The sequence below is a fragment of the Streptomyces sp. NPDC019443 genome, assembly GCF_044389785.1.
In the GTDB taxonomy this organism is placed as follows: Bacteria; Actinomycetota; Actinomycetes; order Streptomycetales; family Streptomycetaceae; genus Streptomyces.
Window position 1 is genome coordinate 19,915 of record NZ_JBIRYJ010000007.1, and the last position, 15,455, is coordinate 35,369.

General features: G+C 70.4%; 15 protein-coding genes and 2 pseudogenes. 13 read left to right on the forward strand and 4 right to left on the reverse strand.

All coding sequences use genetic code 11. The features are described 5' to 3' along the window. Window positions 1–77: 77 nt before the first annotated feature. From ACH492_RS22575 to ACH492_RS22635, 13 genes and pseudogenes are all read left to right on the forward strand, one after another. On the forward strand, window positions 78–1,727 hold the full coding sequence (locus tag ACH492_RS22575) for a CTP synthase (RefSeq protein ID WP_398989253.1): 1,650 nt from the start codon (window positions 78–80) through the stop codon (window positions 1,725–1,727). A gap of 85 nt (window positions 1,728–1,812) precedes the next feature. Beyond that, window positions 1,813–2,439 (forward strand): NUDIX domain-containing protein, encoded by a 627-nt coding sequence (locus tag ACH492_RS22580; RefSeq protein WP_398989255.1) that lies wholly within the window; start codon window positions 1,813–1,815, stop codon window positions 2,437–2,439. 173 nt (window positions 2,440–2,612) lie between these two features. Next, on the forward strand, window positions 2,613–4,658 hold the full coding sequence (locus ACH492_RS22585; RefSeq protein WP_398989257.1) for a tetratricopeptide repeat protein: 2,046 nt from the start codon (window positions 2,613–2,615) through the stop codon (window positions 4,656–4,658). 143 nt (window positions 4,659–4,801) lie between these two features. Next, on the forward strand, window positions 4,802–5,917 hold the full coding sequence (gene ald, locus ACH492_RS22590) for an alanine dehydrogenase (RefSeq protein WP_398989734.1): 1,116 nt from the start codon (window positions 4,802–4,804) through the stop codon (window positions 5,915–5,917). Window positions 5,918–6,256: 339 nt separating this feature from the next. Beyond that, window positions 6,257–7,480: a ParA family protein gene (locus tag ACH492_RS22595; RefSeq protein ID WP_398989259.1), complete on the forward strand. Its 1,224-nt coding sequence runs from the start codon at window positions 6,257–6,259 to the stop codon at window positions 7,478–7,480. After that, window positions 7,465–8,055 (forward strand): hypothetical protein, encoded by a 591-nt coding sequence (locus ACH492_RS22600; RefSeq protein WP_398989261.1) that lies wholly within the window; start codon window positions 7,465–7,467, stop codon window positions 8,053–8,055. Before ACH492_RS22595 ends, ACH492_RS22600 begins: the two co-directional genes overlap by 16 nt. 48 nt (window positions 8,056–8,103) lie before the next feature. Beyond that, window positions 8,104–9,213 (forward strand): segregation/condensation protein A, encoded by a 1,110-nt coding sequence (locus ACH492_RS22605; protein WP_398989263.1) that lies wholly within the window; start codon window positions 8,104–8,106, stop codon window positions 9,211–9,213. Next, the gene (gene scpB, locus ACH492_RS22610; RefSeq protein ID WP_398989265.1) at window positions 9,210–9,812 is read left to right on the forward strand and encodes an SMC-Scp complex subunit ScpB; all 603 of its coding nucleotides are present in this window, start codon (window positions 9,210–9,212) and stop codon (window positions 9,810–9,812) included. Before ACH492_RS22605 ends, scpB begins: the two co-directional genes overlap by 4 nt. Next, a complete protein-coding gene (locus ACH492_RS22615) occupies window positions 9,812–10,912 on the forward strand; it encodes a pseudouridine synthase (RefSeq protein WP_398989267.1) in 1,101 nt (366 codons plus the stop codon). Before scpB ends, ACH492_RS22615 begins: the two co-directional genes overlap by 1 nt. Before the next feature lie 91 nt (window positions 10,913–11,003). Next, window positions 11,004–11,195, forward strand: a pseudogene (locus ACH492_RS22620) (nicotinamide riboside transporter PnuC); the annotation flags it as partial. A gap of 26 nt (window positions 11,196–11,221) precedes the next feature. Continuing rightward, on the forward strand, window positions 11,222–11,941 hold the full coding sequence (locus tag ACH492_RS22625; protein ID WP_398989269.1) for an NUDIX hydrolase: 720 nt from the start codon (window positions 11,222–11,224) through the stop codon (window positions 11,939–11,941). A 5-nt stretch (window positions 11,942–11,946) separates the two neighbouring features. Further along, the gene (locus ACH492_RS22630; protein ID WP_398989735.1) at window positions 11,947–12,969 is read left to right on the forward strand and encodes an ADP-ribosylglycohydrolase family protein; all 1,023 of its coding nucleotides are present in this window, start codon (window positions 11,947–11,949) and stop codon (window positions 12,967–12,969) included. Between the two features lie 69 nt (window positions 12,970–13,038). Further along, on the forward strand, window positions 13,039–13,773 hold the full coding sequence (locus tag ACH492_RS22635) for a DNA polymerase beta superfamily protein (protein WP_398989736.1): 735 nt from the start codon (window positions 13,039–13,041) through the stop codon (window positions 13,771–13,773). Here the strand turns inward: ACH492_RS22635 and ACH492_RS22640 are convergent. The 4 genes and pseudogenes from ACH492_RS22640 to ACH492_RS22655 all read right to left on the reverse strand — a co-directional run bounded on the left by ACH492_RS22640 (window position 13,705) and on the right by ACH492_RS22655 (window position 15,418). Next, the gene (locus ACH492_RS22640) at window positions 13,705–14,454 is read right to left on the reverse strand and encodes a DNA polymerase beta superfamily protein (protein WP_398989271.1); all 750 of its coding nucleotides are present in this window, start codon (window positions 14,452–14,454) and stop codon (window positions 13,705–13,707) included. The genes ACH492_RS22635 and ACH492_RS22640 overlap by 69 nt on opposite strands. Window positions 14,455–14,477: 23 nt before the next feature. Continuing rightward, window positions 14,478–14,906, reverse strand: coding sequence for a Rieske (2Fe-2S) protein (locus ACH492_RS22645; protein WP_398989737.1), 429 nt, complete (start codon window positions 14,904–14,906; stop codon window positions 14,478–14,480). Between the two features lie 51 nt (window positions 14,907–14,957). Then, window positions 14,958–15,059, reverse strand: a pseudogene (locus ACH492_RS22650) (hypothetical protein); the annotation flags it as partial. A gap of 26 nt (window positions 15,060–15,085) precedes the next feature. After that, on the reverse strand, window positions 15,086–15,418 hold the full coding sequence (locus tag ACH492_RS22655) for a DUF952 domain-containing protein (RefSeq protein WP_398989273.1): 333 nt from the start codon (window positions 15,416–15,418) through the stop codon (window positions 15,086–15,088). Window positions 15,419–15,455: the final 37 nt, after the last annotated feature.

Consider the following 15,455-nt stretch of genomic DNA (forward strand, 5'->3'; position numbering starts at 1 on the left):
GACGGCACCCCCCGAACCCCCTCGGAGGCACGCCGGTACGCACTTCACCTCGCGACCACGGGAGCCCCCTCTTGGCGATGCCGCCCAAATCCATGACGACCAAGCACATCTTCGTCACCGGGGGTGTCGCCTCCTCCCTCGGCAAGGGCCTCACGGCCTCCAGCCTGGGCGCGCTGCTCAAGGCGCGGGGCCTGCGGGTCACGATGCAGAAGCTCGACCCGTATCTCAATGTCGACCCGGGCACCATGAACCCGTTCCAGCACGGTGAGGTGTTCGTCACCAACGACGGCGCCGAGACCGACCTGGACATCGGCCACTACGAGCGCTTCCTCGACGTCGACCTCGACGGCTCGGCCAACGTCACCACCGGTCAGGTCTACTCCACGGTCATCGCCAAGGAGCGGCGCGGTGAGTACCTCGGCGACACCGTCCAGGTCATCCCGCACATCACCAACGAGATCAAGCACCGAATCCGCCGCATGGCCACCGACGACGTCGACGTCGTGATCACCGAGGTCGGGGGCACCGTCGGAGACATCGAGTCGCTGCCGTTCCTGGAGACCGTCCGCCAGGTCCGCCACGAGGTCGGCCGCGACAATGTCTTCGTCGTACACATCTCGCTGCTGCCGTACATCGGTCCGTCCGGCGAGCTGAAGACCAAGCCGACCCAGCACTCCGTCGCCGCGCTGCGCAACATCGGTATCCAGCCGGACGCGATCGTGCTGCGCGCCGACCGTGACGTGCCGACCGCGATCAAGCGCAAGATCTCGCTGATGTGCGACGTCGACGAGGCTGCCGTGGTCGCGGCCATCGACGCCAAGTCGATCTACGACATCCCCAAGGTGCTGCACACCGAGGGCCTCGACGCCTATGTCGTACGCAAGCTGGACCTGCCGTTCCGCGATGTCGACTGGACCACCTGGGACGACCTGCTGGACCGCGTGCACAACCCCGACCACGAGGTCACGGTCGCGCTGGTCGGCAAGTACATCGACCTGCCCGACGCCTACCTCTCGGTGACCGAGGCGCTGCGCGCCGGAGGCTTCGCCAACAAGGCCCGCGTCAAGGTCAAGTGGGTCACCTCCGACGACTGCAAGACCCCGGCGGACGCGCAGAAGCAGCTCGGCGACGTCGACGGGATTCTCATCCCCGGCGGCTTCGGCGACCGCGGCGTGACCGGCAAGGTCGGCGCGATCACCTTCGCCCGCGAGAACAAGATCCCGCTGCTCGGCCTCTGCCTGGGCCTGCAGTGCATCGTGATCGAGGCCGCGCGCAACCTCGCCGAGATCCCCGAGGCGAACTCCACCGAGTTCGACGCCACCACCGCCCACCCGGTGATCTCCACCATGGAGGAGCAGCTGGCGTACGTGGAGGGCGCGGGCGACCTGGGCGGGACGATGCGCCTCGGCCTCTACCCGGCGAAGCTCGCCGAGGGCTCGATCGTGCGCGAGGTCTACGGCGACCAGCCCTACGTCGAGGAGCGCCACCGTCACCGCTACGAGGTGAACAACGCCTACCGCGCCGAGCTGGAGAAGAAGGCGGGCATCCTCTTCTCGGGCACGTCCCCCGACAACAAGCTCGTGGAGTACGTCGAGTACCCGCGCGAGGTGCACCCCTACCTGGTCGCCACCCAGGCGCACCCGGAGCTGCGCTCCCGCCCGACCCGCCCGCACCCGCTCTTCGCGGGCCTGGTGAAGGCCGCGGTGGAGCGCAAGACGGGCAAGTAATCGCAGGCGATACGGTTGCCGGGGTACGGGGCTTTTGGGTTCCCCTACCCCGGTTTTCTGTTGTGTGTGGTGGGAGGACTTTTTCATGACCATCAAGGACACGCCCGAGGAGTGGCACGTCGCCGCTGCCGCGACGCCTTTCCGGGGCAACAAGACCAGCGTCCGCACCGACGATGTGGTCATGCCCGACGGCACGGTGGCGCGGCGGGACTACCAGGTCCACCCCGGCTCGGTGGCGGTGCTCGCGCTCGACGACACGGGCCGTGTTCTCGTACTGCGTCAGTACCGGCACCCCGTGCGCCACAGGCTCTGGGAGATTCCGGCCGGTCTGCTGGACGTGCCGGGTGAGAACCCGCTGCACGCCGCGCAGCGCGAGCTGTACGAGGAGGTGCACGTCAAGGCCGAGGACTGGCGGGTGCTGGTGGACGTCTACACCACGCCCGGCGGCTGCGACGAGGCCGTACGGATCTTCCTCGCCCGTGATCTGTCGGAGGCCGAGGGCGAGCGCTTCGAGGTCTCAGAGGAGGAGGCCGACATGGAGCTCGCGCGGGTACCGCTCGACGAGCTCGTACGTGGCGTGCTCGCCGGTGACCTCCACAACAACTGCCTCGTCGTGGGCGTCCTGTCGGCCACCGCCGTACTGGCGGGCGACGGCTTCGACTCGCTGCGCCCGGCCGAGGCCCCCTGGCCGGCCCGCCCCTTCGAGGCCTGAGCTAGGTCCGATCGGGCCCGATCGGGGCTTTGTCCGACGATCCGCTGAACCGAACGGGCGATGCCCCCGCCGCGCTCTGCAGGGATCGTCGCAGAGAGTGAACTACGCTCGGAACGCCCGTGCGGAGTCCCGGCGGGCTCGGCTCGTGCGCGGACTGGACGGGAGCGTGGCCCGTGGCGGATCAAGCGGTGGACTCGGGCGGCCAGGCCGGGGCGTCCCGGGACCAATTCTTCGGGCGGCAGCGGGAGTTGAAGTCCCTGCGGGCCGATATCGAACGGGCCGGCCTGAACACCCTGTCCGGACGCAAGGCACCCCGCGCCCGCGTTCTTCTGATCGCCGGGCGGCCCGGATCCGGACGTACCGCACTCGCCGGGGAACTCGCCTTCCGGCTCGCCGACGACTATCCCGACGGGGTGCTGCGCGCCCGGCTGACCGAACCCGGCGGGCGGCGCGTCCCGATGGACTCGGCCGCCCGCGAACTGCTCGACTCCCTCGGCGTCACATCGCCGCCCGGCGCCGACGAGGACGAGCTGACGGAGATGGTCCGCGAGGCGCTCGCGGAACGCCGGATGCTGCTGCTCCTCGACGACGCCGGTGACGCCGAGCAGGTCGACCCGCTGCTGCCCGACAACCCCGACTGCCTGGCCGTGGCGGTCTCCGAGGGGCCGCTGACCGGCATCCCCGACGTACGGCCGTGCACGCTGGGCGGGATGGACGCGAAGTCCGCGATCGAACTGCTCAGCACCTTCACCGGGTCGGTGCGTATCACCGTCGACCCGCAGGCCGCCGAGTCCATCGCCGAGGAGTGCGGCGGGCTTCCCGCAGCACTCGTCCTGGTCGGCGGCTGGCTCGCAGGCAGGCCGAGGGCGTCCGTCGCCGACGTGGCCAAGCGGCTGCGGGCACTGCCCGACGACGGGGCACAGCCAAGAGGCGCGAGGCCGCTGGCCCGGGCCTTCCGGCTGGTGTACGAGTCCTTGCCGCAGTCGGCCGCCCGGATTCTGCGACTGCTGGCCCTCGCGCCCGGCGGGTTCGCCGACGCGCACACCGCGTCCGCGCTGGCCGGCTGCTCGCTCTCGGCCGCCCAGTCCACGCTGGACGACCTCGTCGCCCTCCGCCTGCTGCACTCGGTGAGTGCCCCTCTACCGGAGACAGGGCAAGGGCAGTACGTGGTGCCGGGCTGTCTCCTGCCGATGCTGCGCGCCCTGCTGGAGACGCAGGACCGGCCTTCCGAGCTGCAGCTGGCCCGGGCCCGGATGCTGGAGCGGACCGTGCGACAGCTGCAGTCCTGCCGTGCCGTCACCGAGCCGGACGGCTCCCCGGCGCGCAAGAAGCTGGCCGGGCTGCCGAGCGGACTGCGTTTCCCGAACGCGCCCGCCGCGGCGGCGTGGCTGAGCGCGCGGCTGCCCGCCCTGCTGGCATCCGCACGCCTCGCGGTCGAGGACGGAGGGCTGGACACCCTGGCGCGCCGGCTGGTTGCGGCGCTGGTCAGGGCGCTGGCCGCGCACCGCGGCACCGAGGCCGCCGCTCCCGAGCTCTACGGCCTGCACCAGCTGGTCCTCGGCGTCGCCGAGCGGCGCGGGCTGCACCGGGAAGCGGCCGCGGCCCTGCTCAATCTCGCCGATCTGGATGCGCAGACCGGCCGCACCGAGGCGGCGCTGGCCCGTTACCGGGCCGCTCTGGACGCCGGACGGGCCGCGAACGATCCGTACGCGACCGGCCGCGCGATGGAATCCGTAGGCGGCGCCTACCAGGAACTGGGGGACTGGCAGCGGGCCGCCGACTGGTACGGCCGGGCGCTCGCCCAGCGCCAGGCGCGCGGCGAGCGGGCAGAGGAGGCGCGGCTGTACGGCCGGCTCGGCACCGCGCACACCTACGCCGGCCGGTACGGCGACGCGCTGCGCAGCTGGCGGGCCGCGGTGGCCGGCTACCGCAGAGTCGGCGATCTCCCGTCCCAGGCACGAGCGTTGAGCGAGGCGGCTCGCGTACAGGAATATGCGGGCCGGCCGGAAGAGTCCTTGCACACCTGCAGGGAGGCGGTGGACTGGGCGCGGCAGGCCGGGGACGTACGGCTGCAGGCAGCTCTGCAGCTCAGGCTGGCCGACACGCTCGACCGGCTGGGCGACCCGGCGGCAGCCCGGCTGCACCGTTCCGCTGCGGAAAGACTGCTCGGAGAAGAGGATTCCACCTACGAAATCCGTAGCACTTCAGCCAAGGATTGATGCTTTGTAAGGCTAGACAGCGAGAAATCCTTCATTAGACTGGCTCCGCCACGTGTTCTCGTGGTGTCATCCGGTGCGGCATACGTATCCGGGTATGTATGGCTATGCCCCCTGTATCCCCTGAGCCAAGGACCGTGATCGACGTGAAGGTCGGCATCCCCCGCGAGGTCAAGAACAACGAGTTCCGGGTGGCGATCACCCCCGCCGGCGTGCACGAGCTCGTGCGCCACGGCCACCAGGTCTTCATCGAGCAGAACGCCGGTGTCGGCTCCTCGATCACGGATGACGAGTTCGTTGCCGCGGGTGCGCAGATCCTGCCCACCGCCGACGAGGTCTGGGCCATCGCCGACCTGCTGCTGAAGGTCAAGGAGCCCATCGCTGAGGAGTACCACCGCCTCCGCAAGGACCAGACGCTCTTCACCTACCTGCACCTGGCCGCCTCCCGCGCGTGCACGGACGCCCTGCTGGAGTCCGGCACCACCGCGATCGCGTACGAGACGGTGGAGACCGCGAACCGCGCGCTGCCGCTGCTCGCCCCGATGTCCGAGGTCGCGGGCCGGCTGGCCCCGCAGGTCGGCGCTTACCACCTGATGCGCTCGGTCGGTGGCCGCGGTGTGCTGCCGGGCGGAGTCCCGGGCACGGCGGCCGGCGAGGCTGTCGTCATCGGCGGCGGCGTCTCCGGCTGGAACGCCACGCAGATCGCGGTCGGCATGGGCTTCCACGTCACCCTGCTCGACCGTGACATCAACAAGCTGCGCGAGGCCGACAAGGTCTTCGGCACCAAGGTGAAGACGATCGTCTCCAACGCCTTCGAGCTGGAGAAGGCCGTCGTCGAGGCGGACCTCGTCATCGGCGCCGTTCTCATCCCGGGCGCCAAGGCCCCGAAGCTGGTCACCAACGAGCTCGTCGCCAAGATGAAGCCCGGAAGTGTACTTGTCGACATTGCAATCGACCAGGGTGGCTGCTTCGAGGACTCGCGTCCGACCACCCACGCCGAGCCGACCTTCATGGTCCACAACTCGGTCTTCTACTGCGTGGCCAACATGCCCGGCGCGGTGCCCAACACCTCCACCTACGCGCTCACCAACGCGACGCTCCCGTACATCGTGGAGCTCGCGAACCGCGGCTGGGCCGAGGCGCTGCGCCGCGACCCCGCGCTCGCCAAGGGGCTCAATACCCATGACGGCCAGGTCGTTTACGGCCCGGTCGCCGAGGCTCACGGCCTTCAGAGCGTCGAACTGAGCGCGCTCCTCGGCTAGGCGTCAACGCGCGTCGTCAACATCAATCCCACGGCCGGACCTTGCCGAGCAAGGTCCGGCCGGATGTGTATCCGACCATTTTGCGACGCTCGCTCAACTCGCGTCGAACGTAACCCTTTAGCCGTTTCGCGCACCATCGAAACCAGAGGGCCAGGTCACGCCGGAAGTCCTGAGCGCTCTTGACAGAAGGGTGTTCGGTTGCCGACACATCGGGCCGGGTCCGGCGGATTGTGTTGCTGCGGACCGGTGACACGCCATAGAGTCGCCAACCGTCGGCATGGTGCCACGCTGACCTATCGATAAAGTTTCCTGGTCACGTCCAAGGAGGTAAGACGACTTGTGAATGAGTCGACATTTACTCCCGGGGGTGTTCAACCAGGTATTCCCCCCCGACGCCCTGGGGGCGTGGGGGAGGTGCCCCCAGCGAGGGGCCGGGTCCCGTCAACAGAGCAGCCCGGGCTCGAGGCTGTCGGCTCCGTCGCTGTCCGAACCTCCGTGACACGCCAGCACACGACGCACATGACGACAGCCCACACGATGAAGATGATGGACGGCCAACACGTGAACGCCATGGCCGGCAACGAGAGTGGCCGAGAGTCCACCCACTTCGCCGCCTACGAGGAAGTGCCCGAGGGGCACTTCTACGACCCCGACGCCGAGTACGAGCCAGACCCCGAGTACGCGGCCACCCTCGCCCCTGACGCCGCGCGTCAGCGCCGCGAGCGGATCGGCCCCACCGGGCGGCCCCTGCCGTACTTCCCGATCCCGGGCCCGCTGACCGACCACGGTCCCGCGAAGATCATCGCGATGTGCAACCAGAAGGGCGGCGTCGGCAAGACGACGTCGACCATCAACCTGGGCGCCGCGCTCGCGGAGTACGGACGGCGTGTGCTGCTCGTCGACTTCGACCCGCAGGGAGCCCTGTCGGTCGGCCTCGGCGTCAACCCGATGGAGCTCGACCTCACCGTCTACAACCTGCTCATGGAGCGGGGCATGGCGGCGGACGAGGTGCTCCTGAAGACCGCGGTGCCCAACATGGACCTGCTGCCGAGCAACATCGATCTCTCGGCCGCGGAAGTGCAGTTGGTGAGCGAGGTCGCGCGCGAGTCCACGCTCCAGCGCGCGCTGAAGCCGCTGATGTCGGACTACGACTACATCGTGATCGACTGTCAGCCGTCGCTGGGCCTGCTCACGGTGAACGCGCTGACCGCCGCACACAAGGTGATCGTGCCGCTCGAGTGCGAGTTCTTCGCGCTGCGCGGGGTGGCGCTGCTGACCGAGACGATCGAGAAGGTCCAGGAGCGGCTCAACCCCGACCTCGAGCTCGACGGCATCCTCGCCACGATGTACGACTCGCGCACGGTGCACAGCCGTGAGGTGCTGGCACGGGTGGTCGAGGCCTTCGACGACCACGTCTACCACACGGTGATCGGGCGGACCGTGCGCTTCCCGGAGACAACGGTCGCCGGTGAGCCCATCACCACGTACGCATCGAACTCCGTCGGCGCCGCCGCGTACCGTCAGCTCGCCAGGGAGGTGCTCGCCCGGTGTCACGCCGAGTGAGTCTGCCCGGGGCCGACGAGCTGTTCCGTACGACCGGGGGCATGGCGCTGCAGGCTTCCTCCCCTGCGTCGCAGCGCCGCAAAGCGAACGGCGAGCCGAGGGTGCCGGCGCCGGCGGGGGAGAGCGATCCGGCCGACGATGGCGCGGCCGAACCGTCCTCGTCCGCCACTTCGTCCAACTCGTCGTCGGAGGAACACTCCACTGCGGACGCGGACTCCTCCGCGGAAGGGCGAAGCCGGGGGGCGGAGGCGGAGGCCGTACCGAAGGCTCGTCGCCCGCAGGAGGCGGCCTCTGCGGGAGCCGCTGCCGTGTCGCCGACCGGACAGACGCGCCGCAGGGGGCGTGGCGCGAACCGCCGGCCGAGCGGCCGCGAACGGCACGACGAGAAGATCACGGTCTACGTCTCGGCCGAGGAACTGATGGACCTCGAGCATGCGCGGCTGGTGCTGCGTGGCGAGCACGGGCTGGCCGTCGACCGCGGGAGGATCGTCCGCGAGGCGGTGGCGGTGGTACTGGCGGATCTTGAGCAGCGCGGCGAGGCGAGCATTCTCGTACGACGTCTGCGCGGGCGCTGACGGTAGCCTGCGCGCTGCCCTGCCTGCTCCTTTTGCCCCTGGACCGCGATGCCCCCGACCGATGACTCCGCCAGCCCCCAGCCTTCGGCCGGGGGCGCCGGCTCGTTTCGCTCACCCCGCCGCTCGCTGGGCCGCGGCCCGGGCGCGCCGGCCGCCCCCGGCGAGGCGGCGACGGTGCAGCCCGAAGCCCCGGGCGAGCCGGAGGCGGCCGAGACCGATCCGCCGGGTGAACCCGAGGCCCTGGAGCCCGAGGCCTCGGAGCCCGAAGCCCCGAGCGAGCCGGACGCGGCCGAGACCGACCCGCCGGGTGAGCCCGAGGCCGCCGAGGGCGTCCCCGCCGAGCAAGCCGTCGACGACGGGCGGTTCAGGGTGCGGCTTGCCAACTTCGAAGGGCCCTTCGATCTCCTGCTGCAGCTGATCTCCAAGCACAAGCTCGACGTCACCGAAGTCGCCCTCTCCAAGGTCACCGACGAGTTCATGGCGCACATCCGGGCCATGGGCGACGACTGGGACCTCGACCAGACCACCGAGTTCCTCGTCGTCGCCGCCACCCTGCTCGACCTCAAGGCCGCCCGGCTGCTGCCGACCGCCGAGGTGGAGGACGAGGCCGACCTCGCGCTGCTCGAAGCGCGGGACCTGCTCTTCGCCCGGCTGCTGCAGTACCGCGCGTACAAGCAGATCGCCGAGATCTTCAGCGCACGGCTGGACGAAGAGGGCAAGCGGTATCCCCGTACCGTCGGACTCGAAGCCCAGTACGCCGAGCTGCTGCCCGAAGTCGTCATCAGCATCGGCGCCGAGGGCTTCGCCAAGCTGGCCGTGAAGGCGATGCAGCCCCGGCCCAAGCCGCAGGTGTACGTCGACCACATCCACGCCCCCCTCGTGTCCGTGCGCGAGCAGGCAGAGGTGGTCGTGGCGCGGCTGCGGGAGGCCGGTGAGGTCACCTTCCGGGAGCTCGCCGCGGACGCGCCCGACACCCTCACCGTCGTCGCGCGCTTCCTCGCGCTGCTGGAGCTGTACCGGGACAAGGCCGTCGTTCTGGAGCAGGACGACGCCCTGGGGGAACTCGTGGTCAAGTGGACCGGCGGCGAGTCGGATGCGACTGTCACCGATGAATTCGATTCTGAGGTTCGCGAGAATCAGGAGGAGGAGAAGGCGTGAGCGATCTCAAGCCCGCGCTCGAAGCGGTCCTCATGGTCGTCGACGAGCCGGCCACCGAAGAGCACCTCGCCAAGGTCCTGGAGCAGCCCCGCCGGGCCGTCGCCGACGCCCTGCGGGAGCTGGCGGACGAGTACACGGTCCAGGGCCGCGGCTTCGAGCTGCGGCTCGTCGCGGGCGGCTGGCGCTTCTACTCGCGGGCCGCGCACGCCGACGCCGTGGAGCGCTTCGTACTCGACGGGCAGCAGGCCCGGCTCACCCAGGCCGCCCTGGAGACCCTCGCGGTCGTCGCGTACCGCCAGCCGGTCAGCCGTTCGCGCGTCTCGGCCGTACGCGGAGTGAACTGCGACGGCGTGATGCGCACCCTCCTCCAGCGCGGTCTGGTCGAGGAGGCGGGCGCGGAACCTGAAACAGGTGCGATCCTGTACAGGACGACGAACTACTTTCTGGAGCGGATGGGCCTGCGCGGCCTGGACGAGCTCCCGGAGCTCGCGCCCTTTCTCCCTGAGGCGGAGGCGATCGAGGCCGAGACGCAAGAGGGTGTGCCGTCGTTCGATCCGGACGCACCGGACACCGACGCAGACGACAAGACGGAATTTTGATGCGAAGCAGCGGCAGGAACAGCGGAAGCGGCAACCGGGACTCCCGGGGCGCCGGCGGGAACCGGGACTCCCGGGGCGCCGGCGGGAAGGGGCGCGACGACAAGCAGGGGCAGCGCCCCCGCCGCCCCCGGCCCGAGGAGCGCCGTTACGACGTGGGCGGTTCCACCGAGGAAGGCGGCGGCGTCCGCAAGGGCCGCGGCGCGTCCGCGCGCGGCGGCGCCAAGGGCGGCCCGAAGCCTGCGCAGAAGCCTCAGGGTTCCCGGCGCGGCGCACCGGCCCGCCCCCGTGAGCTCGACGCCAAGATCGAGCAGCGCAACCGGGACAGGTACGCCGACAAGCCGCAGATCAAGACCCCCAAGACCTTCCCCGGCGCCGAGCAGGAGGGCGAGCGGCTGCAGAAGGTGCTGGCCAGGGCCGGCATGGGCTCCCGCCGTGCCTGCGAGGAGCTGATCGAGCAGGCCCGTGTCGAGGTCAACGGCAAGATCGTCGTCGAGCAGGGGCTGCGCGTAGACCCGGACAAGGACGAGATCAAGGTCGACGGGCTGACCGTTGCCACCCAGTCGCACCTGTTCTTCGCGCTGAACAAGCCCGCCGGTGTCGTCTCCACGATGGAAGACCCGGACGGGCGCCAGTGCCTCGGTGACTACGTCACCAACCGCGAGACCCGTCTCTTCCACGTCGGCCGGCTCGACACCGAGACCGAGGGCATCATCCTGCTCACCAACCACGGCGAGCTGGCCCACCGGCTGACCCACCCCAAGTACGGCGTGAAGAAGACCTACCTCGCCGCCATCCAGGGTCCGCTCCCGCGCGAGTTGGGCAAGCGGCTCAAGGACGGCATCCAGCTCGACGACGGCTACGCCCGCGCCGACCACTTCCGGGTCGTCGAGAACACCGGCAAGAACTACCTGGTCGAGGTGACGCTGCACGAGGGCCGCAAGCACATCGTGCGCCGGATGCTCGCCGAGGCCGGCTTCCCGGTCGACAAGCTCGTACGGACCTCCTTCGGGCCCATCGCACTGGGCGACCAGAAGTCGGGCTGGCTGCGCCGCCTGACCAACACCGAGGTCGGCATGCTGATGAAGGAAGTCGGCCTGTAGCCACACCAGTTCTCGCACGAAGCCCGCGGTCACCTTCGGCCGCGGGCTTCACGCATCTTGTGGGACAGACCCGTTCACCTTTATAGTCAACATGACTATTAAGGGGGCGGGCGTGAGTCTCTCGGACATCGTCGAACTCCTCGGCTTCGGCAGCGGCGCGCTCTGCGTCCGGCTCGTCGCGCGCCCGCGCATCGCCACCCCCGCCGTGTACGGCTGGTGGACCTGGACCCACGGGGGTGGACCAGGTTCCGACGCCGCGCTCGCGGCGGGGGTGGTGGGGACCCTCGCGCCCCCCATTCCGGAGAAACGATGATGCAGGGCTACGACCCCGGCGCCTTCCCGCCCTTCGCGGTCACCGTCGACCTCGCCGTCTTCACCGTCCGCGAGGGACGGCTGAATGTCCTGCTCGTCGAGCGCGGGGAGGACCCGTACAAGGGCGATTGGGCACTGCCGGGCGGCTTCGTACGCCCCAGGGAGTCCGCCGGGCAGGCCGCACGTCGCGAACTGGCCGAGGAGACCGGCCTGTCGCGAGAGACCGTCGCCGACCTCCACCTGGAGCAGCTGCGGACCTACAGCGACCCCGACCGCGACCCGCGGATGCGGGTCGTGTCCGTCGCGTACACCGCGCTGCTGCCGGATCTCCCGGAGCCGCGCGGCGGCGGGGACGCGGCGCTGGCCCAGTGGATGCCTCTCGCCGACGCCCGGCTCGCCTTCGACCACGACCAGATCCTCGCCGACGCACACGAGCGGATCGGCGCCAAGCTCGAATACACCTGCCTGGCCACCAGCTTCTGCCCGCGCGAGTTCACGCTCGGCGAACTGCAGCAGGTGTACGAGACGGTCTGGGGCGTCGACCTCGACCGGCCCAACTTCCGGCGCAAAGTCCTCACCACACCCGGCTTCGTCGAGGCGGTCGAGGGCCCGCCGCGCCGCACCGGCGGCCGCGGGAAACCGGCCGCACTGTACCGGGCGGGTGCCGCCTCGGCCCTGCACCCTCCACTTCTGCGACCGGAAGGACGGCACGTATGACCGCCATGAGGACCACGAGGACCATCACCAAGCAAGCGGCCAGCGGCTCGCTGATCGGGCTCGCGCTCGGGGACGCGCTGGGCTTCCCGACCGAGTTCGACGACGTGCCCCAGATCCTCGCCAAGTGCGGGCCGTGGCGGGAGATGGACCTGCCCAGGCCCGCGATCGTCTCGGACGACACCCAGATGACGCTCGCCCTGGCGCGCGGCATACGCACCGCGATGGACCGCGGACTGCTCGTCGCCTCCAGGCTGACCCGGCCGGTGCGCGAGGAGTTCGTCGACTGGTACCACTCCCCGGAGAACAACCGCGCCCCCGGCCGCACCTGCATGGTCGCCTGCCAGCTGCTCGACAGCGACCGGCCCTGGCAGGAGGCCAGCCAGATCGGCTCCAAGGGCTGCGGCGCCAATATGCGGGTTGCGCCGATCGGTCTCGTACCGGGGCTGAGCGAGGAACAGCGGGCGGGCGCCGCGCAGTTGCAGTCCGCGCTCACTCACGGCCATCCGACGGCGCTCGCGGCGAGCGACCTCACGGCGCGCGCGGTGTTCCTGCTCGCGCAGGGCGCGGAGCCGATGGGTCTGGTCGGCCAGCTGCGTTCGTACGCGTACGAGATGCGCAGCCACTACTACCACCACTGGCTCGGCAATCTGTGGACCTACTCCCACGACCCGACGCCCGAGGCGTTCATCGCGCGGGGGTGGGACGAGTGCCTGAAGGTCCTGGAGCGGCTCGCGACCGCGATGCGCACCGCCAACCCGGAGACCGATCCGTGCCTGGCCACGGGAGACGGCTGGATCGCCGAAGAGGCCCTCGCCACCGCTCTGTTGTGCTTCCTGCTCTTCCCCGAGGAGCCGGTCATGGCACTGCGCCGGGCCGCCTGCACCAAGGGCGACTCGGACTCGATCGCCTGCATCGCGGGCGCGCTCGCCGGCGCGCATCTGGGGGCGGGCGTCTGGCCGAAGGAGTGGTCCGAGCGGATCGAGTACCGCAGCGATCTGATGTCGCTCGGCGCCCTCTGGGACTCTTGATCCATGACTGACCCGCTGACCGACCCGCTGACCGACCCGCTGTCTGATCCGCTGTCTGATCCGCTGGAGATGGAGCTCGGCCCCGTCGTCGACGAACAGTCCGACCCGCTGCTCTTCGTCACCGTCTCCGGGGCGCATCTGTACGGATTCCCGTCCCGGGACTCGGACGTGGACCTGCGCGGGGTCCATCTGCTGCCCGTCGAGGACCTGCTGGGCCTGAGCGAGCCGGACGAGACCCGGTCCCGGATGTGGGACCGGGACGGCGTCGAGATGGACCTGGTCACGCACGACGTACGCAAGTTCGTACGGCTGATGCTGCGGCGCAACGGCTATGTGCTGGAACAACTGCTCTCACCGCTGGTGGTGCACACCTCGGACGCGCACGCGGAGCTGGCCGCGCTCGCCCCGGGCGTGCTCACCAGCCACCACGCCCACCACTACCGGGGGTTCGCGAACACCCAGTGGCGGCTCTTCGAGAAGACCGGGGAGCTCAAACCGCTGCTGTACACCTTCCGCGCGCTGCTCACCGGCATCCATCTGATGCGCAGTGGCGAAGTGCAGGCCCATCTGCCCACCCTGCTCGGGGAGGTCGACTCCCCGGGGCATCTGCCGCAGATGATCGCGGCCAAGGCGGACGCCGAACACGGCCCCGCGTCCGGCGTCGACCGGGAACGGGTGCGCTCCGACGTCGAAGCGCTGCACGCAGTCCTGGAGGAGGCGCGGCTGGCCTCGCGGCTACCCGACGAGCCCACCGCTTACGACGCCCTGCGTGATTTCGTGGTCCGCGTACGCCTGGAGCGCTGACGCCCGGCGGGTGCGGAACAGGAAGTCCTCGACCCGTGCCCGGTCGGGCTCGGCCGGCAGCGGTGAGCCCGGCGCCGCCGCGTCGGCCTCGCCCGCGAGGCGCGTCATCCATGCCTCGACGCGCGGCCACGGCACTTCGCCCCGCTTGACCGCGAGCAGCCGCTCCCGGTCGGCGCCGGCGTCGATGACCAGCTCGCCCGTACGCAGCAGATCCCGGCAGCTGCCGAGCAGCCGCAGCAGATGCATGGCGTGCTTCCAGCGCGGGGCGCCGTGCTGACGGACGTCCGCCTCCAGCTTCCTGCGCTGGCCCACCGCATAGCGCACGAACGTCTGGTGGGCCTGCCGGGACAGGAACGCGTCGCGCAGGGCGAGCAGTTCCCGGCCGGTGTCGTCGACGCGCTCGACGAGGGGGGAGTGCAGGCACTCCAGGACGTTCGGGTTGGCCCGCAGCGCGAGCTCCAGGAAGCGCTCCAGCTCCCAGGAGAACTGCTCGTGGGCCGGGCCGTCGAGATGCGTCGGAGGCTTGTCGAAGCGCCAGTAGAGCGCGGCCGGGGCGAGGAAGACCCCCCGGCGGTCGGTGTCGCTGCCGTCCGTGGCCAGCCCGAAGGCGCGCGAGCCCATCACGCAGGAGTAGACGGTGTGGTCGCGGACGAGTGCTTCGGGCGTCACCTCGGGCGTCATGCGCGAGAGGGTACGTGAGGGGGTCAGACCAGCCGGATGGTGTCCCCGGAGATGGCGATCTGCTTCGCGGGCAGCGGTGTGGTGGCGGGGCCCTCGGCGACCGAGCCGTCCGTGATGCGGAACTTGCTGCCGTGGCAGGGGCAGTCGATGGTGCCGGCCGCGATCGTCCTGACGAGGCATTTCTGGTGGGTGCAGATGGCCGAGAACGCCTTGAACTCGCCTGCCTCCGGCTGGGTCACCACGACCTTCTCGTCGACGAAGACCCTGCCCCCGTCGACCGGGATGTCGGCGGTCTTGGCGAGCTCGGCGCCGGCCGGTGAGCCACTCGGCGCTTTGCTGGCCGGCGGTGCGCTGGTCGGGCCGCCGCCCCCGTCCCCGTCGCCGCAGCCCGACACCAGAGCGGCGGCGCCCGCCGCACCCGCCGCCAGAAGCGTCCTTCGTTGCGCGTCCATGGCTGTCTCCCTGTTGTCGTGACCTTCAGCCGGATCACCGAGCATCTTGGCGCTCAAAGCGCCGAAGACGAAGCAACCGGGCAGCGTGTGCCGCATCAGGCGCGTGCTGTACGTCTGACAGCCCAGTCCGCGAGGGCCGCGGAGGGCCGGCATCCAGCCCTGGTCCTCCGGCCGGACCGTCAGGCCCAGGGGGTGAGCTCCCGCGCGTGCCCGTCCGCGTCCCGGCACACCGCAAGCACCGCGGTGACGGCAGCCCGCTCGATCGGCCCGTACACATGCGGGAAGAGCATGTCCTCAGAACCCTCCCAGCGGATCTCTGCGGCGAGCTCCGCCTCGTCGATCTGGAGAACCAGCAGGTCCGGCACGTCCCGGTAGAGGCCGTCGGCGATGGCGAGCGCGGCCGGCCCGTCGGGCGAGCAGTGCACAAAACCTTCGGTGGCCAGGGAGGCCGGGGCGTAGGGACGGTCCACGTCCGCCGTCCATTGGTCCACCGGAACGACATGAAAGAGCATGCCGCCAGTTGTAGCGCAGGGCAGCCCGCGCTCGAGG